The 25,947-nt window shown below is 61.6% G+C and carries 26 protein-coding genes and 1 CRISPR repeat array (1 of these 27 cut by a window edge); of the genes, 1 reads left to right on the top strand and 25 read right to left on the bottom strand.

All coding sequences use genetic code 11. From position 1 onward, the window contains the following. Positions 1–15: 15 nt before the first annotated feature. The 21 genes from murA to ACO59D_RS01280 all read right to left on the bottom strand — a co-directional run bounded on the left by murA (position 16) and on the right by ACO59D_RS01280 (position 19,211). Complete coding sequence (murA, locus tag ACO59D_RS01380; protein WP_130811612.1) at positions 16–1,302, bottom strand: UDP-N-acetylglucosamine 1-carboxyvinyltransferase; 1,287 nt, start codon at positions 1,300–1,302, stop codon at positions 16–18. Between the two features lie 51 nt (positions 1,303–1,353). Then, positions 1,354–1,779 (bottom strand): ATP synthase F1 subunit epsilon, encoded by a 426-nt coding sequence (gene atpC, locus ACO59D_RS01375; protein ID WP_130811611.1) that lies wholly within the window; start codon positions 1,777–1,779, stop codon positions 1,354–1,356. Positions 1,780–1,787: 8 nt separating this feature from the next. Continuing rightward, positions 1,788–3,278 carry a F0F1 ATP synthase subunit beta gene (gene atpD / locus ACO59D_RS01370; protein WP_130811610.1) on the bottom strand — a complete coding sequence of 497 codons (1,491 nt, stop codon included), beginning with the start codon at positions 3,276–3,278 and terminating at the stop codon, positions 1,788–1,790. Next, positions 3,278–4,195 (bottom strand): ATP synthase F1 subunit gamma, encoded by a 918-nt coding sequence (gene atpG / locus ACO59D_RS01365; protein ID WP_130811609.1) that lies wholly within the window; start codon positions 4,193–4,195, stop codon positions 3,278–3,280. The genes atpD and atpG overlap by 1 nt, the downstream gene beginning before the upstream one ends. A 6-nt stretch (positions 4,196–4,201) precedes the next feature. Beyond that, entirely contained in the window at positions 4,202–5,842 is a 1,641-nt protein-coding gene (gene atpA / locus ACO59D_RS01360; RefSeq protein WP_371683379.1) for a F0F1 ATP synthase subunit alpha, read from the bottom strand. A gap of 50 nt (positions 5,843–5,892) precedes the next feature. After that, the gene (locus ACO59D_RS01355; protein ID WP_130811608.1) at positions 5,893–6,366 is read right to left on the bottom strand and encodes a F0F1 ATP synthase subunit delta; all 474 of its coding nucleotides are present in this window, start codon (positions 6,364–6,366) and stop codon (positions 5,893–5,895) included. Further along, positions 6,356–6,967 (bottom strand): F0F1 ATP synthase subunit B, encoded by a 612-nt coding sequence (gene atpF, locus ACO59D_RS01350; protein WP_130811607.1) that lies wholly within the window; start codon positions 6,965–6,967, stop codon positions 6,356–6,358. The genes ACO59D_RS01355 and atpF overlap by 11 nt, the downstream gene beginning before the upstream one ends. A 40-nt stretch (positions 6,968–7,007) precedes the next feature. After that, positions 7,008–7,202 (bottom strand): ATP synthase F0 subunit C, encoded by a 195-nt coding sequence (gene atpE, locus ACO59D_RS01345; RefSeq protein WP_091005940.1) that lies wholly within the window; start codon positions 7,200–7,202, stop codon positions 7,008–7,010. An 88-nt stretch (positions 7,203–7,290) separates the two neighbouring features. Beyond that, a complete protein-coding gene (gene atpB, locus ACO59D_RS01340; RefSeq protein ID WP_130811694.1) occupies positions 7,291–8,091 on the bottom strand; it encodes a F0F1 ATP synthase subunit A in 801 nt (266 codons plus the stop codon). Positions 8,092–8,517: 426 nt separating this feature from the next. Then, positions 8,518–8,772 carry a hypothetical protein gene (locus tag ACO59D_RS01335; protein ID WP_485125450.1) on the bottom strand — a complete coding sequence of 85 codons (255 nt, stop codon included), beginning with the start codon at positions 8,770–8,772 and terminating at the stop codon, positions 8,518–8,520. A gap of 25 nt (positions 8,773–8,797) precedes the next feature. Then, on the bottom strand, positions 8,798–9,442 hold the full coding sequence (gene upp / locus ACO59D_RS01330; RefSeq protein WP_485125449.1) for a uracil phosphoribosyltransferase: 645 nt from the start codon (positions 9,440–9,442) through the stop codon (positions 8,798–8,800). Positions 9,443–9,503: 61 nt separating this feature from the next. Then, positions 9,504–10,757 carry a serine hydroxymethyltransferase gene (gene glyA / locus ACO59D_RS01325; protein ID WP_130811605.1) on the bottom strand — a complete coding sequence of 418 codons (1,254 nt, stop codon included), beginning with the start codon at positions 10,755–10,757 and terminating at the stop codon, positions 9,504–9,506. Positions 10,758–10,823: 66 nt separating this feature from the next. Then, entirely contained in the window at positions 10,824–11,297 is a 474-nt protein-coding gene (gene rpiB / locus ACO59D_RS01320) for a ribose 5-phosphate isomerase B (RefSeq protein WP_130811604.1), read from the bottom strand. Positions 11,298–11,454: 157 nt separating this feature from the next. After that, a complete protein-coding gene (locus tag ACO59D_RS01315) occupies positions 11,455–12,090 on the bottom strand; it encodes an L-threonylcarbamoyladenylate synthase (RefSeq protein ID WP_485125448.1) in 636 nt (211 codons plus the stop codon). A 113-nt stretch (positions 12,091–12,203) separates the two neighbouring features. Beyond that, on the bottom strand, positions 12,204–13,223 hold the full coding sequence (locus ACO59D_RS01310) for a N5-glutamine methyltransferase family protein (protein ID WP_485125447.1): 1,020 nt from the start codon (positions 13,221–13,223) through the stop codon (positions 12,204–12,206). A gap of 9 nt (positions 13,224–13,232) precedes the next feature. After that, positions 13,233–14,300 (bottom strand): peptide chain release factor 1, encoded by a 1,068-nt coding sequence (prfA, locus tag ACO59D_RS01305; RefSeq protein WP_485125446.1) that lies wholly within the window; start codon positions 14,298–14,300, stop codon positions 13,233–13,235. Between the two features lie 181 nt (positions 14,301–14,481). Continuing rightward, on the bottom strand, positions 14,482–16,095 hold the full coding sequence (locus ACO59D_RS01300; RefSeq protein WP_485125445.1) for a hypothetical protein: 1,614 nt from the start codon (positions 16,093–16,095) through the stop codon (positions 14,482–14,484). A gap of 157 nt (positions 16,096–16,252) precedes the next feature. After that, on the bottom strand, positions 16,253–16,375 hold the full coding sequence (locus ACO59D_RS01295; RefSeq protein WP_485125444.1) for a hypothetical protein: 123 nt from the start codon (positions 16,373–16,375) through the stop codon (positions 16,253–16,255). Then, positions 16,362–17,252: an ABC transporter ATP-binding protein gene (locus ACO59D_RS01290; protein WP_485125443.1), complete on the bottom strand. Its 891-nt coding sequence runs from the start codon at positions 17,250–17,252 to the stop codon at positions 16,362–16,364. The genes ACO59D_RS01295 and ACO59D_RS01290 overlap by 14 nt, the downstream gene beginning before the upstream one ends. Continuing rightward, complete coding sequence (locus ACO59D_RS01285; RefSeq protein WP_485125442.1) at positions 17,252–17,611, bottom strand: GntR family transcriptional regulator; 360 nt, start codon at positions 17,609–17,611, stop codon at positions 17,252–17,254. Before ACO59D_RS01285 ends, ACO59D_RS01290 begins: the two co-directional genes overlap by 1 nt. 181 nt (positions 17,612–17,792) lie before the next feature. After that, on the bottom strand, positions 17,793–19,211 hold the full coding sequence (locus ACO59D_RS01280) for an NAD(P)/FAD-dependent oxidoreductase (protein WP_485125441.1): 1,419 nt from the start codon (positions 19,209–19,211) through the stop codon (positions 17,793–17,795). A 269-nt stretch (positions 19,212–19,480) separates the two neighbouring features. Between ACO59D_RS01280 and cas9 the strand changes: the two genes are divergently transcribed. Then, entirely contained in the window at positions 19,481–22,501 is a 3,021-nt protein-coding gene (cas9, locus tag ACO59D_RS01275; RefSeq protein ID WP_485125440.1) for a type II CRISPR RNA-guided endonuclease Cas9, read from the top strand. 48 nt (positions 22,502–22,549) lie between these two features. Here the strand turns inward: cas9 and ACO59D_RS01270 are convergent, their stop codons facing one another. Genes ACO59D_RS01270 through cas1 form a run of 4 tightly spaced genes read right to left on the bottom strand, consistent with a single transcriptional unit; the run spans position 22,550 to position 24,348 of the window. Beyond that, the gene (locus ACO59D_RS01270) at positions 22,550–22,768 is read right to left on the bottom strand and encodes a type II toxin-antitoxin system RelE family toxin (RefSeq protein WP_485125439.1); all 219 of its coding nucleotides are present in this window, start codon (positions 22,766–22,768) and stop codon (positions 22,550–22,552) included. After that, on the bottom strand, positions 22,768–23,064 hold the full coding sequence (gene relB / locus ACO59D_RS01265; protein WP_485125438.1) for a type II toxin-antitoxin system RelB family antitoxin: 297 nt from the start codon (positions 23,062–23,064) through the stop codon (positions 22,768–22,770). The genes ACO59D_RS01270 and relB overlap by 1 nt, the downstream gene beginning before the upstream one ends. 57 nt (positions 23,065–23,121) lie before the next feature. Next, the gene (gene cas2 / locus ACO59D_RS01260) at positions 23,122–23,445 is read right to left on the bottom strand and encodes a CRISPR-associated endonuclease Cas2 (RefSeq protein ID WP_485125437.1); all 324 of its coding nucleotides are present in this window, start codon (positions 23,443–23,445) and stop codon (positions 23,122–23,124) included. A 9-nt stretch (positions 23,446–23,454) separates the two neighbouring features. Further along, positions 23,455–24,348, bottom strand: coding sequence for a type II CRISPR-associated endonuclease Cas1 (cas1, locus tag ACO59D_RS01255; RefSeq protein ID WP_485125436.1), 894 nt, complete (start codon positions 24,346–24,348; stop codon positions 23,455–23,457). Positions 24,349–24,626: 278 nt separating this feature from the next. Then, positions 24,627–25,947: a CRISPR direct-repeat array (repeat unit 36 nt; unit sequence ATTGTACCAACTGGGGAGTTGGAGGGCCGGCAAGAC); it runs 299 nt beyond the window's last position.

Here is a 25,947-nt window from a genome sequence, read left to right as displayed (position 1 = left end):
CATCCGCGCGAGGGGCTAGTCCCTAATCGCATCCTCATCATCAGGAACCGTGTCGCGCTCTGCCTTGGCACCAAGCGAGACGAGCTTGCTCACGAAGCCCTCGTAGCCACGTTCGATGTGGTGGATGGCAGACACCGTGGTAACGCCATCAGCCACAAGGCCAGCTATGACAAGAGCCGCGCCACCACGTAGGTCCGGGGACTTTACCTGCGTGCCCGAGAAGCCCGGCACGCCATGCACGATGGCGTGGTGCCCCTCGATGGTAATGTCTGCACCCATGCGCTGCAGCTCGCTTGCAAACATGAAGCGGTTCTCAAAGACGTTCTCGGTAATCACACACGAGCCCTTAGCCAAGGCGAGGAGGCACATGACCTGTGCCTGCATGTCAGTGGGAAAGCCGGGGAACGGGAGCGTCTGGATGTCGGTGGGAAGGATTGGGCCTTCGCGCCAGACGGTGCAGCCACGCGAACCACGCTGGACGGAGATGCCCATCTTCTCGAGCTTCTTGAGAACAAGTCCCAGATGAATGGGGTCGAAACCGTTAACCGTTACCGGCTCGCCGCAGAGCCCGCCAATGGCGAGGAAGGTTCCGGCCTCGATGCGGTCGCCTACGACGCTGTGCGTGACGGGATGGAGCTCTTCCACGCCCTCGATCTCAATAACGGGAGAGCCCGCACCGCAGACCTTGGCACCCATCTCGTTGAGCATCATTGCCAAGTCGACAATTTCGGGCTCGCGCGCCGCATTGTCGATGATGGTCGTGCCCTTGGCGTGCACGGAGGCCATCATGAGGTTCTCGGTGGCTCCGACGCTTGCGAAGGCCAATGTGACCGTGTTGCCCGTAATGCCATTGGGAGTAGTGGCGTGAATGTTGCCATGCTTGACGTCAAACTGGACACCCAGCTCTTCAAGACCAAGGATGTGCATGTCAATCTTACGGGCACCAATGTTGCACCCGCCAGGCATGGCAACAACGGCCTTGCCAAAGCGCGAGATAAGCGGGCCAAGCACGGCCGTGGAGGCGCGCATCTGAGCAACCAGCTCGTAGGGCGTCTCCCACTTGTCGACGTTCGAGGTGTCGATGACCAGCGTGTGCTTGTCCAACACGTCGATGGTTGCACCAAGGCGCTTGAGCACCTTGCCCATGACGTGGACGTCAGCGATGTTGGGGACGTTCCTCAAGGTAGTGACACCTGGCGCCATGATGGTTGCCGCCATGAGCTTGAGCGCCGAGTTCTTGGCTCCCTCGACGGTGACCTCACCCGTAATGGGATGCCCGCCCTCAATTTTGATGACGTCCATGTTCCTCCTGCATACAGCAGGCGACCCCGCTTTCGCGGGGCCACCTGGGTCTTAGCTCTGCTTGTGCTCCGCCGCTTGTCTGAGCAGTAGATTACACCACTTTACCTTGTTCTCCCAGTATGCACGGCGCCCGTCGGACTCGCCGAGCGAATCCAAGGTGTCGAGGGCGGTGTCGCGGGTCTCGCGCACCACGTCCGGCTCGATATCGTTAACGGAACGGGCGTGGTCGGCAAGGATGATGACGCCCTTGTCATCAATCTGGGCATAGCCGCCTGAGATGACGACCCTGCCAACGCCACCGCCATCCTCCTCGCGGAGGTTGAGACGAACCACGCCATCGCCAAGCGAGCAGATCTCGGGTGCGTGGCCAGGCCACACACCCAGCTCACCCGAGTGGGCAACCAGGACGAGGCTCGCAACGGGCCCCTCGTAGAGAAGCCTGTCCGGACGGACGAACTGACAATTGAGCTCGGCCATATGACTTCCTAGCCCTCGGACTTCTCGCCAGCGTCCTGCTGCATCTTCTTAGCGCGAGCACGAACGTCGTCGATGTTGCCTGCAAAGCGGAATGCCTGCTCGGGAATCTCATCGCACTTGCCATCAATGATCTGCGCAAAGGAGCGCACGGTCTCGTCGACGGTGCAGTACACGCCGGGGACGCCGGTGAACTTCTGCGCCACGTGGAAGTTCTGCGAGAGGAACTGCTGGACCTTGCGGGCACGAGCAACCGTAAGCTGCTGCTCCTCGGAAAGCTCGTCCATGCCCAGAATGGCAATGATGTCCTGGAGGTCGGAGTACTCCTGCAAAATCTCCTGCACCTTCATGGCCACACGGTAGTGCTCCTCGCCCACGATTGACGGGTCAAGGGCGGAGCTAGAGCTTGCCAGCGGGTCAACGGCCGGGTAGATACCCAGCTCGGTGATGGCGCGGGAAAGAACCGTGGTGGCGTCGAGGTGCGTAAACGTGGTTGCAGGGGCTGGGTCGGTGAGGTCGTCGGCAGGGACGTAGACGGCCTGGACCGAGGTGATGGAACCCTCCTTGGTGGAGGTGATGCGCTCCTGCAGCTCGCCCATCTCGGTTGCCAGCGTGGGCTGGTAACCAACGGCAGACGGCATGCGGCCGAGAAGGGCCGAAACCTCGGAACCTGCCTGTGAGAAGCGGAAGATGTTGTCGATGAAGAGCAGGACGTCCTGGCCCTGGTCGCGGAAATACTCGGCGGTGGTGAGGCCGGCGAGGGCGACACGCATGCGTGCTCCAGGCGGCTCGTTCATCTGACCGTAGACGAGGCAGGTCTTGCTGATGACGCCAGACTCGCTCATCTCGAGATAGAGGTCGGTGCCCTCGCGGGTGCGCTCGCCAACGCCCGTGAACACGGAAGTGCCGCCATGCTGCTGGGCGAGGTTGTTGATGAGCTCCTGGATGAGGACCGTCTTGCCGACGCCAGCACCGCCAAAGAGGCCAGTCTTGCCACCGCGGACGTATGGCTCGAGAAGATCGATGGCCTTGATGCCGGTCTCGAAGATCTCGGTTTGAGTGGTGAGCTCGTCAAATGCCGGCGCAGGATGGTGGATGGGGTAATACAGCACGTCGTTGGGAATGGGCTTGCCGTCGACCGGCTCGCCCATGACGTTCCAGACGCGGCCCAGAGTCGAAGGACCCGCCGGCATCATCATGGGGTGGCCGGTATCCTTGACGCGCAGCCCGCGCTGTAGCCCATCGGTCGAGGACATGGCGACGGTACGGACGACGCCACCAGTGAGCTGGGACTCGACCTCGAGAACCGTCTTCACGCGACCAATCGGCGTCTCGTCGTCGACGGTAAGCGCCGTGTAGATCGCAGGGACCTGATCGTCGAACTTGACGTCGACAACAGGACCAACAATACGGACGATGCGCCCTTCGCCGACGCTCTTGTTGATTTTGTTGTAGGCGGCCTCCTCGAGAGGGGTGCGCACCTGTTCGGTGGTTTCTGCCATTAGTAGCTGTCCTCCAATGCAGCCGCACCGCCAATAATCTCGGTCAGCTCGGTGGTGATGGCGCCCTGGCGCTCGCGGTTATAGGTGCGGCCGAGCGAGCTCAGGACCTCTTTCGCGTTATCGGTGGCCGACTGCATAGCACGACGACGGGCGGCGTGCTCGGCGGCAGCCGAATCGAGAAGCGCGTGGAAGATGACTGTCTTGATATAGGCGGGCATCAGATACCCCAAGACCTCCTGCGCAGAGGGCTCGAAGGTGTAGTCGGAATAGTGCTTGTGACCGACCTCAGAGAGGGCCTCCTTGGTGCGCGGGGCATTGGGCATTATGAGCCTTTCCTGCGAGACGGGCAGGAGCTGCTCTGTGACTTGGGTCTGATCGACGCGGTTCTTAGCGTGCCAGTAGCACAGTACGGCGCGGTCGATGCGACCCGAGGAGTAGGCGTCCATCACGTACGTGGCGATGCGGTCGGCCTCGTCATGGTTGGGCTCGGACGAGATGCCCACGAAAGACATTACCGGCTTCACCTTGCGGAAGGTGAAGTACTCAGTGGGCTTCCTGCCACAGGTGATGATCTCGGACGAGATGCCCCTCTCTTTAAGGGCGGCCATCTCGTGCTCGACAGCACGCTGCTGCAGCAGGTTGAAGCCGCCCGCAAGGCCGCGGTCAGACGCCACGAGAATGAACAGGACGTTCTTCTCGGTAGTGCGCCCACGGAGCAGGGGCTGAGAGTCATCAAACCCTGCCGATGCAACGTTGGCGAGCATGTTGGTGATGGCGTCCTTGTATGGGGTGGCCTCCTCGGCCCTCTGGAGCGCCGAGCGGATGCGCGCAGTGGAGATCATCTCCATGGTACGCGTGATCTGCATGGTGCTCTTGATGGAGGACATGCGCCGCTGTATTTCCCGAAGGTTGGCCATAGGTTGCTACTCCTGGCCCTTCTCCGCACCGTCACCGCTCTTGCCATCGCCCTCCGGGACCTCGGTCTTCTCCGCGGCGTGCTCGACGTCGTGCGCCTTGGCCCTGTTGGGGTGCTCCAGCATGAACTGTGCCTTGTAGTGTTCGATGTGCTCCTTGAGGCGGCGCTCCTGGTCATCGGAGATCTTGCCCTCGAGCAGCAAGGCACGCAGCGCGGGGTGCTTCTCGGCCATGTACTTTGCAAGCCCGTCGCGGAACAGGCCCACGTGGTCGAGGTCGATGTCCTCAAGGAAATCCTCCTTGCCGGCAAAGACCGAGATGATCTCGTCGGGTGCAGCAAGTGCCGAGAAGCGGCCCTGCTTGAGGAGCTCCATCATGTGCGCACCGTGACTGAGCTGGTACTGCGTGGTGGCGTCAAGATCTGAGCCAAACTGCGCGAACGCCTGCTTGTCACGGTAGGCGGCGAGGTCTAGGCGCAGCGTACCGGCAACCTGCTTCATTGCCTTGTACTGCGCGTCTCCGCCAACCCGCGAAACCGAGATGCCAACGTCGACAGCGGGGCGCTGACCCTGGAAGAAGAGGTTTGTCTGCAGGTAGATCTGGCCGTCAGTGATCGAAATCACGTTGGTCGGGATGTATGCAGAGACGTCGCCTTCCTGCGTCTCGATGATGGGGAGCGCCGTGAGCGAACCACCGCCGTTCTCGTCGGACAGCTTGCATGCACGTTCGAGGAGGCGAGAGTGCAGGTAGAAGATGTCGCCAGGGTATGCCTCGCGTCCAGGCGGGCGGTGCAGCGTCAGCGACATCTGACGGTAGGCCACGGCCTGCTTGGAGAGGTCATCGTAGACCACAAGCACGTGCGCGCCGGGGTGCGTAGCGTCTGCGGGATTGCCGTTGGCATCGTTGTACATGAAGTACTCGCCGATGGCCGCGCCGGCCATGGGGGCGATGTACTGCAGCGGCGCGGCGTCTGCAGCGGTGGCGGCAACAATGACCGTCTTGTCGAGGACACCGCGCTTGGCCAGGGACTCCCTAATCGCGGCGACCGTCGAGGCCTTCTGGCCGATGGCCACGTAGATGCAGAGCATGTCCGTGTCGCGCTGGTTCACGATGGTATCGATCGCAATGGCGGTCTTGCCCGTCTTGCGGTCACCAATGATGAGCTCGCGCTGGCCGCGGCCAATGGGGACCATGGCGTCGATGGCGAGGAGACCCGTGAGCACGGGCTCGCAGACCGGCTGGCGCGCCATGATGCCAGGGGCCTTGAACTCGATGGGGCGACGGTGTGAGGAATCGATGGGGCCAAGGCCGTCGATGGGCTGGCCCAGAGGGTTCACCACGCGACCGAGCATTGCGTGACCCACGGGGATGTCCATGACGCGGCCGGTTGTACGGCACTCGTCACCCTCCTTGATGGAGCCAACGTCGCCGAAGAGGACGGCACCAACCCTGTCCTCCTCGAGGTTCTGCGCAAGGCCATAGACGCTGCGGCCCGTTGCGGAGCTCGTGAACTGCAGGAGCTCGCCGGCCATGGCGGTCCTGAGGCCGGAGATATATGCGATGCCATCGCCCACCTGCGTAACGACCGACGCCTCCTGGCGGTCGACCGTAGCGTTGATGGCGGAAAGCTGCTCACGCAGCGTGCTCATGATGCGCTCGGAGTTGATTGGCGCGTCGATGGTAGCATGCTCGTTCTCTGTCACTGCTCTTCACCTCCGATGAATGCTGAGGAGAGCGTCTTCCTGATGTGCGCAAGCTGGGCACGCACCGAGGCGTCCATGCGCTTCCCACGCGCCTCGAGAAGAATGCCGCCCAGGATGCTGGGGTCAACGCGCTCAACGAGATAGACGGGTGCGTTCAGCAGCTGCTCAGTCCGGCTGCGAATCTTGCCACGCAGCTCGTCGTCTAGAGGGACGGCCGTCGTGACAGTAACCGAGACGGTTCTGTCTTCGCTGTCAAGGAGCTTCTTGTACTGCTTGGCGACTTGGTCGATAAGGCCAGCATCGTCCTCGGCCTGCATGGCGGAAAGAGTCTCCAGCACCTCAGGTGAGAACTTCTTGGCATGCTGCCACTGCACCAGGTCTGCGTTCTCGCGGCCCTCTTGACGGGCAGCCTCGAGCAGGGCCCTGGTGTAGGCCTCCACCTTCTCTTCGCCGGCTCGCTTATTGCTCATTGGGGGCGCTCACTTCCGCGAGGTATTTCTCAGCAAGCTTGCGCTGCTGCCCCTCGGTAAGGTCGTTGCCAATGATCTTGCTCGCAATCTCGACGGAGAGGTCGACCACAGAGCTCGAGAGCTCGATCGTGGCCTTGCGGCGCTCGGACTCCACGGCACCATGAGCCTTGGCGATGATGTCGGACGCCTCGGTCTGTGCCTTTGCGAGAATCTGGGAGCGCTCCTCCTCGGCCTCCTTCTTGGCCGCAGAGATAATCTCCTCTGCCTGCCGATTTGCATCGACAAGCCTGTCCTCGTAGCTCTGTGCCTCGGCGGCAGCCCTTGCCTTGGACTTCTCGGCGGAGTCGAGGTCGTCTTGGATCTTCTGCTGGCGCTTCTCCATCATCCCGAGAACCGAAGGCCAAGCGAGCTTGGCCATGACAAACCAGATGACGAGGAAGGCGATGAGCGCGGGGATGAACTCCGCGGGCTTGGGCAGCAGGATGTCCGGGCCGCTGATGGACGACGCCGCCAGAGCCTGGGTGGGCACGGCGAGGGCCGCCCCGCCGACCGCGAGCGCCGCAGCCAGCTTATTGCCAAGCTCCTCAGTGTTCCTGTTCATATTGCCTCCAACTCGGTGTTCGCTGTGAGTGCCGCGCCCACTAGGATGCGATCAGCGTCACGACGAAGCCGATGAGGGCGAGTGCCTCGACGAATGCGGAGCCCAGGATGAAGACAGTGAACAGACGACCCTGGACCTCGGGCTGACGGGCCATCGAAGTGGTTGCGCCGTAAGCGGCGAGGCCGATGCCGATGCCGGCGCCGATAACACCGAGACCATAACCAATGACTCCCACGATTCCTCCTTTGTCACTCGCCTGACCTTCAGGCGATTTTGACGTCACACTATGCAGAAGCGGCGCTCGCCGCTAGTTGCCCTGTTTGCTACTCTTTCTCTTCGACGAGCTGGATGTAGACGGCAGAGAGCAGCGTGAAGACGTACGCCTGGATGACCGCGACCAGAATCTCGACCAGGTAGATGACTATGAGGATGAGAACCCAGAAGATAGACGCGCCGGCGCTGCCGATCGCCGCGAGCGAGATGCCCTGCAGCAGCGGCTCGAAGAAGAGCGACGCGAGGATGGCGAAGGTGCCCATGACCACGTGGCCGGCGAACATGTTGCAGAAAAGACGGACGGCCAACGTGATGAGGCGCAGGAACGTGGAGAACAGCTCAATGACCCACACCATGGCGGCCATGACCGGGTTCAGGCCCTTGGGCGCCAGGCTCTTGAGGTAGCCCAGGACGCCCATACGCTTGATGCCCACGGCGATGAAGTAGACGAAGGAGCACAGGGCGAGGGCGCCCGTCACGCCCATGGTGCCGGTGCCGGGGTGGCAGCCGGGGATGATGCCCACGATGTTGTTGAAGAGGATGAAGAAGAAGAGCGCTGCGATGAACGGGAAGTGCTTCTTCCAGGTGTCGCCCAAGATTGACTTGCACATGTCGTCGCGGGCGAACTCGACGAGGGACTCCATGCCGTTCACGAAGAAGCCCTGCGGGACGAGGCTCTTCGCCTGCTTCTTCTTGAAGACGAACATCACGATGCAGAGCAGCGCGATGGCGACGAGCATCCAGAAGATGTACTGGGTGAGGCCGACTGTGGTATCCCCGACGACCGCATGAGACATGAAGCCATCGAGCAGCTCATCCATCGCGTCGGGCAACTTGGAAAGCGCGTCCACTATTCGTCCTTCCTTCCACACTTCGCCTCCACGTGACCGAGAGGCAGTCCCTCTGCGGGTGCCCGCAGATGCGCGCACGGGTCCTATTCTACCCGCTCCATGCCAAAGGCCATTCGTGGCTCTTTTGCACGGCAACAGTCGGGAGCCCGCACTTGCTGCAGCCACGATCACGTCTTCCCAAGGCGAGAGGCCGGATGACCGAAATGCAAAAAGGGATGTTAGCACTTTGGTGGGACGCAAAGGCCAAATTCGTACCAATTTTTGAACATGGTTCAACAGGCAACAATGATACCCTATTTTAACTGGTAAAACGATGACAATCGCGGCAACACCCGCGATGCTCGCGCCACCGCGCCACCTCACCAAATTCGCATGGTTGACACATTTCAGACATGCTTGAAGACGGGCAGCGTTGGGAGCAGCGCCCTAGCCTCGAGACTGCCATCTCCATGCGTTGACCCCCGCGACGGTCGCTACGGCGAGAAAAGAAGATGCAGACGCCACGCCAAACGACAGGGTAACGGTTGAATCCATCAGGTGAACGGCAAGGATGAGGAGCTGGATGCCCAAGAATGACGCAAGGATGCTGCCCAGCCCTGCGGCCAGGGACGGCCTGTTCCCTCTCGCCGCGTGCCAGAGAACATATAGAACGGGCGTGGCAGCGAGGAGTCCTGCTGCCACGCCCAAGGCAATCCAGAGTGCCATGTTACTTGGTGCCGTAGATGCGGTCACCCGCGTCGCCCAGGCCCGGCAGGATGTAGGCATTCTCGTTAAGGCACCTATCGACCGAGCAGGTGTAGAGACGCACCTCGGGATCGTAGTCCAGAACCGTCTTGACGCCCTCCGGGCAGGACACGATCGTGAGGCAACGGATGTCCTTCACGCCGGCATCACGCAGGAACTGGATTGCCGCAGTGAGCGAACCGCCCGTGGCGAGCATGGGGTCAACCACGAGGCAGGTGCGGTTCTCGACGTCAGACGGGAACTTGCAGTAGTACTGATGGGGAACGTGGGTTTCGGGGTCGCGGTACATGCCCACGTGTCCCACGCGCGCAGACGGGACGAGCGTCAGGATGCCATCGACCATGCCCAGGCCAGCACGGAGGATGGGGATTATGGCAACCTTCTTGCCGGCAATCCGCTTGCAGGTGGTCTTCTCAAGCGGGGTCTCGACCTCGACGTCCTCGAGGGGAAAGTCGCGCATGGCCTCGTAGCCCTCAAAGATTGCCAGTTCCGTCACGAGCTCGCGGAACTGCTTGGTGCCCGTGTCCTTGTCCCTCAGGATGCTGAGCTTGTGCTGGACCAGGGGATGGTCGACGACCGTGAGCCTGCTCTCGTCATAATCCGCCATGTGCTTCCCTTCTCGCTAGCCATTCTGATCAAGGCCTTCCCGCAGGGCCTACTCCCATAGCTTAAAGCTCGGGGTAGAGGGGGTGTATCTGAAGGAGCTCCTTCACCTCGCCGGCAACGCGCTCCTGAATGGCATCATCGCCGAGGTTGGTCACAACATCGCCAATGAGCTCGCCGACGCGCTCGCACTCCGACTCGCCAAAGCCACGCGTCGTGGCTGCCGCGGAACCCACGCGAATGCCGCTTGTCACAAAGGGCGAGCGCCGCTCGCCGGGGATGGTGTTCTTGTTGACGGTGATGCCAACGGCGTCGAGAGCAGCCTCGGCATCGCGGCCGGTCACGTCACCGACGGGTGTGAGATCGACGAGCAGCAGGTGGTTATCGGTGCCACCGGTCACGAGCCTCAGGCCGCGCGACTCCATGCCGCGGCCGAGCGCCTTGGCGTTGGCGAGGATGGCGTCGGTGTAGGTGGCAAACTCGGGGCGCAGCGCCTCGCCGAAGGCGACGGCCTTGCCGGCAATAACGTGCTCGAGCGGACCACCCTGTGAGCCCGGGAAGACCGCGGAGTTGACCTTCTTGGAGACGGCGGGGTCATTGGTGAGGATGATGCCCCCGCGGGGACCGCGCAGGGTCTTGTGCGTGGTGGAGGTGACCGCGTCGGCGTAGGGGACAGGCGAGGGGTGACGGCCCGTGGCCACGAGGCCAGCGATGTGGGCCATATCGACCATGAGCGCGGCGCCGTTATCGTGCGCGATCTGAGCAAAGCGCTCGAAGTCGATGACGCGCGGATAGGCCGAGGCACCCGCAATGATGAGCTTGGGCTGGTGCTTTTCGGCCTTTGCCGCAACGTCGTCGAAGTCGATGCGCTCGGTCTCGGGGTCAAGGCCGTAGGAGACCGCGTTGTAGAGCTTACCCGAGAAGTTCGCAGGCGAGCCGTGGGTGAGGTGGCCGCCGTTGTCAAGGGCCATGCCCATGACGGTGTCGCCGGGTCTTACGAAGGCTGCCTCGGCAGCGTAGTTGGCCTGGGCTCCCGAATGGGGCTGGACGTTGGCGAAGGCCGCGCCAAAGAGCTTCTTCACGCGGTCGAGCGCGAGGTTCTCCACCTCGTCGACGGCCCAGCACCCACCGTAGTAGCGGTGTCCCGGAAGACCCTCGGCGTACTTGTTGGTGAGTGGGGACCCCACGGCCTCCATCACAGAAAGCGAGACGAAGTTCTCTGAGGCGATGAGCTCGATGGAGTTGCGCTCTCGCGTGAGCTCGTCGCCAATGGCGGAGGCGACCGCGGGATCGGTGTCGCTCAAGTGCTCAAGGTACATTGCATTCTCCTTTTTGGGCCCGCTCGGCAGCCCGTGGTGACGCTGACAGGATGGTGTGCTGGCGCATTACAAGCCGAACTCCTCGGGGACGCCGACAAACGACGGATCGTCCTCGCGCATGATCTTCTCGACACGGCCTTCATGGCGGCCGCCGGCAAACTCCGTGGTGAGGAAGGTGTCGACGATCTGCTCGTTTGTCTCGAGAGGCACAAACCGGCCCGAGAGGCCAATGACATTGGCGTTGTTGTGCTCACGCGCGAGCTGGGCAAACTGGACCGTCTGGACGGGAGTCGCGCGGATGCCGGGAACCTTGTCGGCGGTCATCGAAATGCCAAGGCCGGTTCCGCAAATGACAACGCCGCGGTCGGCCTTGCCGGACGCGACGTAGCGACCAACCTTGTCGCCAAAATCGGGATAATCGCAGCGTTCGCCCGAAACGGGACCCAGGTCGACAACGTCATAGCCCTCTTCGCGAAGATGCTTGACGATAGGACCCTTCTGGTCGAAACCGGCGTGGTCCGAGGCGATGGCAACGCGCATGTGGGCTCCTCTCTGCTTGGTGCGGGCGCCTGCGTCAGCACCCTATCAAGAGGATAGCGCGTGAGGGCGTGCGTTGCGGTTACCATTCGCTCATGCGGGCGTGTCTTTGCGAAACGGCAACCAAAAAGGCAACCTCTCAGTGCTCTGGCGAGAAGAGCTAGGCAGCGGCTATGCGCTTGATGTCCCGCTCGGTTATGGCACCCTCACGCAGGATGCGCGGGGTGGGGCCGGTACAGTCCACGATGGTGGAGGCAATGGCTATGGGCGCAGGGCCGCCATCCAGCGTGAGGTCAACGGCATCGACAATGTGGGAATCGACCGACACGCCCGTGGTTGCCGAGGGCTTGCCGTGCGTGTTTGCGCTGGTCTGGGCCAGAGGCCCCACACGACGCGCCAGCTCTCGGACGAGCTCCGAGTTGGGGCAGCGCAGCGCCACGGTTCCCGTGGGCGCGAGGTACTCGGCGGGAAGCGCAGCCGTGGCGGTAACAACCAGCGTGAGCGCACCGGGCCAGTACGTGCGGACAAGGGCGTGTGCCCAGGCGGGGACACCCGCTGCGTAGCGGGGGAGGTCCTCCGGGTCTGCTACGAAGAGGGGCAGCGTCTGGGTGCGGGGGCGCTGCTTGATGGCGAAGATGCTCTGGTGGGCGGGGTTTCCCGACGTTGCCGCGCACACGAGGCCATAGACGGAGTCCGTGGGCGAGACGATGACGCCGCCGGACTTGAGGACCTCGGCTGCTGCGTCGAGTGCCTCCGGCGATGGGCTGTCCTGATTCACGTGCATCACACGAGCCATGGTTCCTCCCATGAACGCTGGTGCGGGATCCCTGGGTTCTATCATGGGCTGCTGAGGCGTCTTCGGAGACCACAGCACCGCCCAGGGAGCAAAGGGTGTCCGAAAACGTCTCGTCAGCCCATGGCGCGTATGGCAACAAGGACGCGCGGGCGGTGCGTGAGGTCTTCTCGTACCTCGGCGCTGGCCCAACCGCCCTGTGCATGCACGAGCTCCGCGGCAGCCCCCACATTGTCCTCGAAAAGCTCGCAGCAGAGCATGCCCCCCGGCGCAAGCGCCTGGGGCGCCAGCTCGAGGATGCGGCGAAAGACGTCCAGTCCGTCCTCCCCACCATCGAGCGCCAAGCCCGGCTCGTAGCCAGTGACCTCCTGTGGCAGGGTGGGCACTACCGCCGAAGGGATGTAGGGCGGATTGGAGACAAGCACCGAGAACGTGCCCATGAGCTCCGGGTCCACGGCAGAGGCAAGATCCCCCTCGACCACGGCGACCGCATGCCCAAGTCCCAACGCGTCACGGTTGCGCGTGGCGAGTGCCACGGCCTGTGGCGAGAGGTCCGTTGCCACCACGCGAGTCCCGGGACGCTCGCTTGCGATAGAAAGCGCAATGCAGCCGGTACCGGTGCCAACCTCCAGCACGCGGCAGCCGGGCCCCACCAATACGGGCGGCTCCTCCGGCTCGGCGGCCTTCTCGCCAGGTCCTTCGCCCTCGGGCGAGTCGTCCTGATCGGAAGGTCTGGCTCTCTCCGCGGGCCCGGGCGCTTCGCCCAGAATGGCCGGGAAGCTGAGAGGGGCTGCGCCCACGCCCTCGAGGGCAGCGTCGACCAGCACTTCTGTCTCGGGCCGGGGGATGAGTACGCCTCGCTCGCAGTGCAGGACGATGTGGCGAAAGGGCATCTCGCCGGTCACGTACTGCAGGGGCTCGCCGCGACCACGGCGCACCACCACATCGTGCATGGCATCAAGCTCTGACGGCGCAAGCGGCTTGTCGAAGTTCGTGTAGACCTGGACCCTGGAGAGCCCGGTGACATTGCTCAACAGCCACTCCGCAGAGAGCCGCGGATGCTCGTCACCCTTGCGCTCGAGGTAGCCACGGGTCCAGTCGAGAATGCGCTTGATGGTCCATGTTTGGTTGGACATGCCGCCCGCCTACACCGCCTGCGCAAGCTTCTCGGCGCGATCTGCCGCAGCCAAGGCGTCAATCACGGTACCCAGCTGGTCGCCGAGAAGCACGCCGTTGTACGTGGAATTGAAGCCGATGCGGTGATCCGTAACGCGATCCTGCGGCTGGTTGTACGTGCGAATCTTCTCAGAGCGGTTGCCGTGACCGATCTGCGAGAGGCGCTCGGCGCCCTGCTCGGCCTGCTGCTTCTCGAGCTCGGCCTCGTAGAGGCGAGCGCGCAGCATCTGCATGCAGACCTCGCGGTTCTGGATCTGGGAGCGCTGCTCCTGCGACTGCACCACCGTGTTGGTGGGAATGTGGGTGATGCGCACGGCAGAGTAGGTCGTGTTGACGCCCTGGCCGCCGGGACCGGAGGAGCAGTACGTATCGATGCGCAGGTCCTCGGGCTTAATTTCGATATCGATCTCATCGGCCTCGGGCAGCACCGCGACGGTGGCCGTGGAGGTCTGGATGCGACCCTGGCTCTCGGTCTTGGGCACGCGCTGGACGCGATGAACGCCGCTCTCGTACTTCATGACGGAGTAGACCTTCTCGCCCGTGACCTTGAACTCGATGGTCTTGAAGCCGCCGGCCTCGCCGGGGCTGGCATCAAGCACCTCGGTCTTCCAGCCGCGCAACTGCGCAAAGCGCTGGTACATGTTGAAGAGGTCGCCGGCAAAGATGGCGGCCTCATCGCCGCCCACACCGGCGCGAATCTCGACGATGGTGTCCTTCTCGTCGTTGGGGTCACCGGGGATGAGCATGTACTTGACGTCTTCCTCGAGGGCGGGGACCTTGGCCTCGTTCTCGGAGATGTCGGCCTGGAGCATCTCCTTCTCCTCGGCGTCGGACGCCTCGTGGAGCATCTCCTTGGCTGCCTCGATGTCATCGAGGGCCTGGAGGTACTCGCGGGCCTTGGCCACGAGGGCGGCCTGGTCGGCGTGTTCCTTGGCGATGCGCGCGTACTCCTTGGGGTCGGAGACAACGGCCGGATCGACCATCTTCTGCTCCAGCTCCTCGTACGCGGCAATGATCTTCTCGAGCTTGTCGCGCATAGCAGTTCTCCTTGCGAGTGGGCCGCGGCGTACGGAATGCCGTGCGGTGACGCGGCATGACTAGTCAGCATTGCAAAGTCTACCACCGCAGGGGTGTTTCGACTCAGGCGGCAGCGCCCCACACGCGCGGTCCACGTAACCGCACGTGCGGGGCGCTATGCGAGACGAGAGTTTGAGTTGCTCACCACTCGGCAAACTCGAGGCCGTAGCGGGAGCGCAGCCAGGCAACGGTGTGGGGCGTCGCGCCCTCGCTGAGGTAGATGGTCGTGCCAACGGAGTCCTCGTCGGGCGTCGCCGTTGGGTAGAGGCTAACGTTGGCGAGGTAGGGGGTCTCAACCGAAGTCCCCAAGAGGTCTCCCGTGGCTGTCTGGTACCGAAAAGCGCCAGCGGAGTCATAGAAGCCGGCCGTCAACTGATATAGCGGCACCACGCACGCTGCACCATGCTCGTCGATGTCTTGGTTGAGCGCCTCGCGGAGGGCCTCGTAATCCCCAGAGGAGATTGCTTCGCTATGCCAGGGTGCATCATCCTGGGGGTCTTTCGAATACTCCTGGTAGTCCAGCATCACGTACGATGAGCTTGCGTCGAGAAGAGCGGCGTCGACCTGGGCGCGAAGCGTCCTCTCGGTTGCGGGGTCGTCAACGAAGTCCTCGAGGGCCTGCGTCACTTCGCTGCTGACAACCAGCTCGCCATCATCGTTGAGGGGGATGACGTATTGGCGGGATAGGCTGGTACCGTCCTTTATCCAGTACGTAATCGTTTCTGTGCTGGTGCTCGTTGAGACAGGCTTGTCGCCAGCGGGAGCAGAACTCATCAACACGCGGTGCAGCTGGCACACGCGCCCTACATTCTCCTCACCCTCAAAGGGCATGGCAACGTAGGAGATAGTTGCGCGCTGAACGTCTGTGGGGTTGGGCACGTAGGTCGCAGCATCTACGGCAGACCCCACGCAGGCAACGCTCGCCACAAGGGCGACGCCCGCTGTTGCCGCAATTGCCGGGAGGCGCCTGTGCAGCGCTTTGATGCCGCGGCCTATAATTACTTCAGCAATCGCAAAGACCAGCACCGAGAAGGCAACCGGCAACAGGCACGCCAGCTGAGGGGAGACGCCATAGAGCATCGAGGCCACATGAGCGGGAATGCCATAGCCATTCGAGAGTGACATCGCGAGCACAAGGTCAGTGGCAGCAAACCCAATGAGGACGCTGACAAGCGCATTCACCACGGTACGCACGACGGGGCTCACGTATGCGTCGCCAGCCCGCTCCAAGTTGCGGCGGGAAAAGGCAAGCACCCCCAGCGCCGTGCAGGCAAGACCGACGACTGCGTAGATGACAAGGACCTGCGTCAGAGCGACTTCAAGTTTGGGGACGGGAAAGGGATAGGTGCTTGCCCACATGGCGACAGCCTGCATGAGCCGCACGAACGGACTTGCCCAGTCAATTTCCTCGATGGACGCCCACGACACCGATGGCGCAACGATGCTGTAGAGGGTCTCAGCAAACTGCCGCGCCGCATACGCGTAGAAGTTTGCAAGGAGATAACACAGCAGGGCAAAGGCAGGCCGGCCCGCCAACTGCAGACACAGGGCAGAAATGCCACCAAAGGCCACGATGAGCAGGGCATGTCTTGTCATCCAAGGCAGTATCGCGGCCGCGTCCTGCCCAAAGCCGAGTATCGCGGCAAACACAAAGCCCGAAATGCCCACCGCGACGAGGAGAGGAATCACACCCGCCAGGGCAACTGCCAGGAAGACCGCCTCTCTCCGCACCGGAAGCATGCCATAGAGCTGCACCGCCCTGCGGTCAAAGATCCACGAGAAGGCTCCATTTTTCAGCCGCGAACGAGACGGCTGCGGAGAGAACCAGTACACCCACGCCGGACTGCGCAAGCTCCTGCGTGGGGTCTGCGGGCGGTGTATGCCCAGCAATTCTCAGCGCCAGACCGACCAGTCAGAAGAGCCAGACGATAAGGTAGCCCACCCCCAAGTATGCATACCGCTGGCAGGTGTCGAGAAAGAGCCCGACCACCGGTGAGGGAGCGCGATGCCCCTCGTACATCTCACATGATGCCATCATCATCGCCTCCAAGCTCGCAGATGAACCGCTCCTCAAGCGAGAGCGGAAGAACCTCGAGATAGGGCGGGTGCAGGGCGGCAAGCGCCTCTCGCACCTCGCCCGCGCTTCCGTGGACGAGCAGCGTGAGTACGCGCCCCTCGTTGGACTTCTTGATAACGTTGAAGCCGGCAGGCAGGGATGCGCCTCCGGGTAGAACCACCTGCACCTTTGCGACGCTCTCCGAAGGCTGGGAGAGGTCGACCTCCTCGCGCATGGAGCCTTTGTCCATGATGCCCAGGTGGTCGCAGATGCCCTCGAGCTCGCGCAGGTTGTGGCTGGTCACGAGCACCGTAAGGCCTCGCTCGGCAACGTCGTCGAGCACCAGGCGCCACATGCGCCTCCTGGCGAGGGGGTCGATGCCATCCATGGGCTCGTCAAGAAGCAGGACGTCCGCGCGAATGGAGAGCGCAAGCCAGATGGCTGCCCGCGCGCGCATGCCACGGCTGAGCTTGCGGAGCGGCTTTTTGTGGTCGACCTCGAAGTTCTTCTCCAGCTTAAAGTAGCGCGCGAGGTCAAAGCTAGGAAAGACCGCACGACAGAAGTCCGCCATGCCGTCCGCGCTCTCGGAGCCTATGAAGTAGGGCTCACTGGGGACGCAGGCGACGCGCGCCTTGACCACGGGGTTCTCAAAGACCTTCTCGCCCAGGACAAGAACGTCGCCAGAGGTAGGACGCATGACGCCGCACAGGTGCGAGATGAGCGTGGACTTGCCGCAGCCGTTTGGCCCCACAAGCCCATAGACCGCGCCCTCGGGAACAGTGAGGCTCACCCCGTCGAGTGCGGGCGTGCCGTCGAAGACCTTCCGCAGGTTTCTGACCTCAATGGCCGATGCCATCACCTCTCGCCTCCCCCGACTCTTTGCCCAAGCTCCTCGGGCGTCACGCCCAGAGACTCGAGCTCTTGGACAAGCTGGTCGAACTGTTCCAGAAGCTCTCGGCGACGTGCCTCCGCGACGCCCGAGACGTCTGCGACGAAGCTTCCCTTGCCCCGCACCGACGAGATGCAGCCCTCCTGCTCCAATTCGCGGTAAGCACGTTGGATGGTGTTTGGGTTCACGGCGAGACGCGACGAGAGTTCGCGGACCGAGGGAAGCTGATCTCCCGGCGCGAGCACGCCGGCGAGGATCTGCTGGCGGTACGCGTCGCGCACCTGCTCGTAGATGGAACGTGGGTCCTGGTAGCTTATCTGGATCACGACACCTCCCACCCCTTGGTGAACGGCCGGGCCTGCTGCCCGGATGGCTGGATAGCGATTATCCGTCCTAACTGTACCATTTAGTTTAATACAGTTAAGACAGAGAGAAAACCTGCCGCGTTGTCCGTCGGCAAGCGGTAGCAACGTGGCGGCGAATACAGCGAGGGCCCTACGCCCTACCCTACTTGCCCCTGTCGGTAAGCCTCTCGCCCATGAGCAGGCCCATCACCGAAGCCATCATGAGGCCGCGGGTCCAGCCGGAAGAGTCGCCCAGGCAGTGGAGGTGCTGTACGTTGGTGTCGAAGTTTTCGTCCATCTGGACGCGGTTGCTGTAGAACTTGACCTCGGGTGCGTAGAGCAGCGTCTCGTAGGAGGCAAATCCCGGAACCACGCGGTCGACGGCCTTGATGAACTCGATGATCTCGACCATGGGGCGCATGGGCATGGCGGCGGTGATGTCTCCGGCCTCGGCATCGGGCAGGGTGGGCACCACGTTGGATTGCGAGAGCTCCTTGGGCCAGGTACGCTTGCCGTCGAGAATGTCGCCGAAGCGCTGCACCAGGATGTGGCCGGCCCCCAGCATGTTGACGAGTTCGCTCACGCGCTGCGCGTAGAGGATGGGCTTGTCGAAGGGGCTTTTGAAGTTGAGCGTGCAGAGCACGGCCACGTTGGTGTTGGGGCTCTTGCGGTCCTTGAACGAATGGCCGTTCACCACCGCAAGGCCTTCGTCGTAGTTCTCCTGGCTCACAAAGCCACCGGGGTTCTGGCAGAACGTGCGAACCTTGTTCTTGTAGGGATTGGGGTAGCCGATGAGCTTGGACTCGTAGAGCACGTCGTTCATACGCTCCATGACCTCGTTGCGCACCTCCACGCGCACGCCCACGTCCACAGGGCCGGCCACGTGACCAATGCCGTGCTCGTCACACATGGTGCCAAACCAGCTCGCGCCACGGCGCCCCGTGGCGACGATCGTCTCGCCAGCCACAATGCGCCGTTCTCCGTCGCGACTACGCACCACAAGGCCATGGCATACGCCGCCCTCGACCACGACCTCCTCGCACTCGGTCTCGAAGAGGACGTTCACGCCGGCATCGAGCAGGTGCTTCTCGATGCGTGCGTAGAGCTGCTGGGCCTTCTCGGTGCCAAGGTGGCGGATGGGGCAGTCCACGAGCTTGAGGCCCGCGCTTATCGTGCGGCGACGAATCTCGACAACGTCATCTGCATGTCCGAGGCCCTCGACGTGCGGATCGGCGCCAAAGTCGAGGTACATCTGGTCGACGCGATCGATGGTGTCCTGCGCGAACTGGTGACCGATAAGGTCGGGCAGGTCGCCGCCCACCTCGCGCGAGAGCGAGAGCTTGCCGTCCGAGAAGGCGCCGGCACCCGAGAAGCCCGTGGTGATGCGGCACGGCTGACAGTGGACGCAGTGGCCCACCTTGGCCTTGGGACAGCTGCGCTTCTCGACGGGCAGTCCCTTCTCGACGATGGTAATGGAGCGCGTGTCCCCTTTGCCGATAAGTCCCAGCGCCGTGAATATGCCCGCCGGTCCCGCGCCGACAATCGCAACGTCCGTGTGGATGGTGGTGGTTGTGTCTGCCATGCTCCCCTTGTTCCTCTCCGCGAGGTGCGCCGCACCGTGGGCGCGTCCTTCTCGCGTGCTTCATTGTGCCCCATTTTTGTGCGAGAAGTCTTCGCGGTGGCGCCGTTCTGGCGAACCGCGGCTTCGCTCGGCAACTCCACCTCTTCCAAAGCGAAGTCTCCCGCCAATGGGCCATCTGCCGAGAAGCCCGAATTAATGTCTGGTGCGCTTTTATACTTTTCAATCGTCAAGCATACTTTTCCAATCGTCAAACTATCAGAGGAGCGCCCATGGAAACCAGCCGTCCCTATTTGGTTCTCGGCCTTGATCCCGGCATTGCCAGCTGTGGTTTTTGCCTCCTGGACATGACGAACCACAAGATTCTCGAGATGGGCTCCCACCTCTTTGACGCACCGCAAGAGGCTAAAACCAAGACGAGCCTTGCCGTCACGCGGCGCAACGCCCGCAGCGCCAGGCGCAACACGCTTCGCACCGCAATGCGCATGAAGCACTGCCTGGCACTTCTTGAGGGCGCAGGCCTCATTCCGGAGGGCGCAGATAAAACCTGGCTCCAAAGCAAGAAGGGCGACAAGCCCATCCTCAAGCTCCGTGCCAACGGCCTCGACCGCCAGCTCACGGACCGGGAGTTTGCCCAAGTGCTTTATTCGCTCTGCGGACGCCGTGGATACATCCCACACGGCGAGGGGCGCCTGGGCGAGACAGACGACGGAGAAGGCAAGAAGGTCCTCAGTGCCATCAAGGCAAACGAGGCAACCATGAAGAGGGGGAACTACCGCACCGTCGGCGAGATGCTCTATACCAACGACGGAAAGTCGCGCAACCGTGGCGGTGACTATTCCCTCTGCGTCTACAACTCGCAAATCAAAGACGAAGTTCGTAAGCTCTTTGCCGCGCAACGCGCCCTGGGGAACTCCAAGGCTTCGGAAACCTTTGAACGGAACTACGTCAACTGCCTCGAATGGGAGAAGAAGACCGTCGATCACGACGCTCGCGTCTATGAGCTTGTCGGGTCTTGCTCCTACTTCCCCGAAGAGAAGCGTGCTGCCGACACGGACGTCTCTTCCGAGCTCTGTCGCGCTTACGAGAGGCTGGGGCACCTTGTTATCGTGCATGAGGACGGCTCCGAGCAGAGCCTCACCGCCAACCAGATTGACGGCTACCTCAACGTGCTCTTCTCCCCCTCACCGCTCAAGGGAAACAAGGGGTGCAAGGTCACGTACGGCACGATTCGCAAGGACCTTGACCTCAGCGGGAAGGACGTCTTCAAAGGCGTATCACAGGACAAGGAGAAGGACGAGCCATTCTCCCCAAAATCCTGGCGCTGCCTGCGCGAGGCGCTGTGCGAGGACCACGAGAACCTGCTCGCCCGAATGCTCGAGGACCGCGAGTTGGGAGATGACATCTGCGAGGCGCTGACCTTCGCCAGCACCGAGGCGAGCCTCAACGAGCGACTTGACCAACTTGACATTACCGAGGAGGAACGCACGGCACTGTGTAGCAGCGTGCCGTTTACGAGCAAGTTCTTCAAGGGCTACGGAAGCCGCAGCCGCAAAGCCCTGGGAATACTCCTCGGCGCCTTCGAGGAGCCGGAGATTCGAATCCTCACGGACGCGGAGAAGGCAACTGGCCTTCTCGACCTGCGCCTTGCCGACCGGGGCATTCGCGCCGAGCTGCTCCCTCCCTACAACAAGTATGACCCGACTTGCCGCAACCCCGTAGTCCTGCGCGCCATGGGTCGCATGCGCCACATAGTCAATGCAGTCATTCGCATCCACGGCGTACCAGACGAGATTCACATTGAGCTCGGACGTGACCTCAAGATGTCCAAACGGGAGAAGCTCACCGTCAGCAAGAACCAGCGCGCAAACGAGGCGGCCAACAAGAAGTGGGCCGCAAAGGCCGCAGGCATTCTTGGCTGCTCCCCTGAGGAAGTTCCGGGACGCATCGTGCGAAAGCTCGCCATGCGAGAAGACCAGGGCGAGAAGGATGCATACACCGGGGCGACCATCGATCTTGAGCACCTCGTACGCGACGACCGCTACTGCGAGATTGACCACATCCTCCCCTACTCGAGGACGTGCGATGACAGCCGGGCCAACAAGGTTCTCGTGCTCTCCAAGAGCAACCAGGACAAGCGCGGGCGCACACCGTACGAGTGGATGACATCCGGAGAGCCAAGCGCGCCGGATTGGGACGAGTATCGCAATCGAGTCATGGCCACGGTCAAGTACGCACGCAAGCGTGCCAACCTTCTCAACACCGACCTCGGCCCTGAGGTGCAGGCTCAGTTCCTTGCCCGCAACCTCAACGACGACCGCTACATGTCCGTAGCCGTGAAGAACTATCTGGAAGACTGCCTTCTGTTCCCCGAGGACGGTCGCAAGAAGCACGTCACTGCCGTCGCCGGGGGCGCGACCGGCAACCTTCGCTGGGTCTGGGGCCTCAACTTTGGACAAGGAAACACCAAAGACCGAGACGACGACAGGCACCACGCCGTCGACGCGGCGATAATAGCCGCCTGCTCGGAGGGCACCGTCAAGAAAGTCGCCGAGGCAAGCTCAAAGGGTCGCGAGACGTTCAAGCAGCTGCGCAAGTCTCGCCTTGCTGACACCCAGCCTTGGCCCACCTTCGCCGAAGAGGTCATCGCGCGTCGTACCTTCGTAGTACCCGTTCGTATGGCCAACCACAGTGTCACCGGACGCGTCTTTGAGGACACACTCTACCACCTGGAGGGCTTTACCGATGACAAGGGCAGATATCCGCTAGTCAGGGCAGGCGAAAAGACCGTCAAGAAAGGTAACGTCCGCATCAGCCCCGACGGTTCGGTCAAGCTCATCGACGGAATGGCCTTCCTGCGGCTTTGGCTTGATCCGGACGCCCGGCCCAACGGCAAGGTCAAGGGCAAGTGGTACGCAGAGCCAGTCTACTATGCGGATATTCCTGCTATAAAGGCAGGGACGCATGTGCCGAGGGCATGCACCATCCATGTGGCGAGAAACGCGTGGGAGCCGGTACCGGGATCAGCGATGCGACAGAGGCCGGTAGTTCTGTTCTTCGGTGACGTGTTGATTGCAGGCGGGCATGTCGGTAGGTTCGCGGGAATCAACATCAACAGTTGTCGACTATGTATCACCAGTCTATTGACCAAAGACGAAGTGACCGATTGGCCCTCTCTTGGTTCCTGGGGTCAAGACACCCAAGTTCGCGTCCTCCAAGAGGATTGCCTCGGCCACTGCTATGACGGCCTTGTCATCAATCCGGACGATTCAACATTCCGTCTGCGCGAATAAACCAAACGAGTCGGGGGCTATGCCCAACCAGGCACGGCTCCCGACTCGTCACATTTCCTTAGGCAGATTCTTGTACACGCCCTGCCTATACCCCACCCGAACGACCTCGATGAGCAGCTTGCCCTCGTTGATTGTCGCTAGAATCCTGTAGCTACCGACCCTGTATCTCCACCCGTTCTTAGTTCCCTTGAGCGCTTTGGAGCCAGGAATGGACTTGGGATTCTCCTCGCTATTCGCGAGGTTCTCTTCCACCCATTTGAGAATCATCAACCGTTGCTTCTTCTCGATGGAAAGCAGCTCTTTTGTCGCAGCGCGCGACCATTCGACCTCGTAGCTCGTTCGGCTTCCATTGCCATGTGCTTGACTTCATCCATCGAGTAGCGTACGCCGTCGTCTACGGCCAAGGTGTCCTCGTACTCCTGACGGTCAGCTGCGTCTTCGACCATTTCGAGCGCAGCCTCACGGACCACATCGGAGAACGTCCTACCAACGAAGTCGGCATATGCCTGAATCCAGGACTTCTCCTCCAGCTCGAAGCGGATGGTCGTTGCTTCCATCGCCATTATCGTTCTCCTCAAATCGTATTTCGTCGTAATACGATTATACTCAGATGCACTTTTCTAAAACGCGAGAGTGAGCTGAGGCCCAGGGTCGTTTGCCCGGCTGGCATTCGGCCGACTATCTACGAGCACCTCTCGCCCCTCATATTGCTTCTCGGTGAGCGTAAGGACGGTAACCGCGCCGGCGATGGGCAGGTTGGCCTTCAGCCTCTTGAGATGGGCGTCAGCGCTGTCGCGAGAGAGCAGCACGCGAGAGTAGACACTGAACTGCTCCATGTGGTAACCGTCCTTGATGAGAAACTTCCGGAACTCCGCATATGACTTGCGCTCCTTCTTGCTGCCCGTAGGCAGGTCAAACAGCACTAGCATTCTCATGATTCTCATCATCGCCCCCTATTCCAGACCCGCCTTCTCAAGCGGGATCACCGCAGGTAGCTCAAGTAGAGACACATCGTTTGCCTTCACCGCTGCCTTAAGCGCCTCAAGTTCGTTCTCTATGGCAACTTGAACGGGAACTCTTCCCAGCGGAATTCTGACGAGGTACTCAAAAACCGATGCGAGTTCCCTCTTGCTCTCTGACGTCAAGGTCCCGCCGAGGCCCTTCTGGATAACGAGCAGATCAACGACTGGCCGGAACGGCTCGATAAGGTCGTCAACCAAATTGAAGGCGTTGAGATTGTTGCAATGGTGGATGCCCCGCGAAACGAGCCATCCTCCACTCACGGCCGTACGGCCAATGCCCGCTCTAAGGACTGTGTAGCCATAGTCAAGAGCTGCGGTAAAGGGGCCGTTACGACGACCACCTTCCGTAAGAGCCTTTTTGAAATAGGCGCTTGCGGCAACGGATTCCCTGTTTGACGTATCTCCCGAGAGGACGTCCTTGGCTATTGCCCTAACGGAAGAGCCATCCAGACCCAAAAGATCGAGAACCGCTGCCTGATTCAATATCTTCGCTTGAACGATTCTCTGCCAAAGGCGCTTCTGTATTGGCTTTGAGATGGCCAGCTGGTCATCAACAATCGCTGCGTGCCTTGAATGCGCGCCCAGCGGGAGAAGGAGTCCGTTGGGCATATGGTCGTCGCCGCAAAACATGACACCAATGCCAGCATCCGAGAACTTGGAGAGTGCAGCCGTGGTTATCTGGGCCTGGTGGGTTTCTATGACAAGGACCCAGATGTCTTCGAGAGGTATAAGCCCGCGAAGCTCTCCATGCTGGCAAATTGCAAGTGCATCATTTTTTATGGAGAGTGACGCAGCGTTCTGAATACAAACAGTCCTCTTTGGCATGGATTCTCACCTCACCGTTGAGCTATAATGTCCTCGTCTAGCAAGGTTTGTATCAACTGGGGAGTTGGAAGGAATCACGGCTAGACAAGGGAATCGCTTTTCCGATTACCCGCAAGGTAAGCCCGTCAGCATCTCTGGTGCCGGCGGGCGATCCTTTTTTTCTGCGAACGGTTTTCAGAAAAAGGTCTTCGGAGGAAGCATTTGACTACTCCAAACGCCATTTTTATTTCACCCCAAACCAAAACACCCCCTGCTCACAGGGGGTGTTTTGGTTTGGAATTGTACCAACTGGGGAGTTGGAGGGCCGGCAAGACTCGAGCTGCTCCAGCTTGTCTATGAGCACAATTGTACCAACTGGGGAGTTGGAGGGCCGGCAAGACTACCTGCCGGGCACCATGTCGAGCCTGTTCATTGTACCAACTGGGGAGTTGGAGGGCCGGCAAGACCCGCCCTGTCTCGCTCTAGCGCATCGACCAATTGTACCAACTGGGGAGTTGGAGGGCCGGCAAGACTGTGCTCCCGGATGGCCCGCTGGCGCTCCGATTGTACCAACTGGGGAGTTGGAGGGCCGGCAAGACCTGTCTGGTGCGCGGACGGCTTCATGACGCATTGTACCAACTGGGGAGTTGGAGGGCCGGCAAGACCGTCAAGCGGTGGGAGTCCGCGGCGTACCCATTGTACCAACTGGGGAGTTGGAGGGCCGGCAAGACTTCACGTCGTCATGCCTTCTCCGTCTCGTTATTGTACCAACTGGGGAGTTGGAGGGCCGGCAAGACCGAGGGGAAGTGGGGGTTGTACGGGACCAAATTGTACCAACTGGGGAGTTGGAGGGCCGGCAAGACTGATTAATGTATCCACTAATTGGTGACTTAATTGTACCAACTGGGGAGTTGGAGGGCCGGCAAGACCACCCACGTTCACAATGCCAGACGAGCTCGATTGTACCAACTGGGGAGTTGGAGGGCCGGCAAGACTGCCGCGCTTGAACTGTGCAAGTGGGTTAGATTGTACCAACTGGGGAGTTGGAGGGCCGGCAAGACCGCCACCCCTCGCGGTCCCACACGTCGCGGATTGTACCAACTGGGGAGTTGGAGGGCCGGCAAGACCTCCTCGCAGAGCTCTATCGTGACGCCGAAATTGTACCAACTGGGGAGTTGGAGGGCCGGCAAGACTCCCTCACCGTCGCGCTGCTGGACGGCGTGATTGTACCAACTGGGGAGTTGGAGGGCCGGCAAGACGGTCCTGTGCACGCCGATGAGGGCACGGCGATTGTACCAACTGGGGAGTTGGAGGGCCGGCAAGACCTGTGCGCCTGCTACGGGCTCGGCCGGCCTATTGTACCAACTGGGGAGTTGGAGGGCCGGCAAGACTGAGGCAGCGCGAGGCTGACGAGAGGGCCGATTGTACCAACTGGGGAGTTGGAGGGCCGGCAAGACTCTTGATACACATACTATAGTCCCCACTGGATTGTACCAACTGGGGAGTTGGAGGGCCGGCAAGACTCTTGATACACATACTATAGTCCCCACTGGATTGTACCAACTGGGGAGTTGGAGGGCCGGCAAGACCTCTGGTCCTCGTACTCGCCAATGAGCACGA

It is taken from the genome of Tractidigestivibacter sp. (assembly GCF_057241865.1).
The sequence above is the reverse complement of the archived record's forward strand: the minus strand, read 5'-3'. Positions and strand labels throughout refer to the sequence as shown.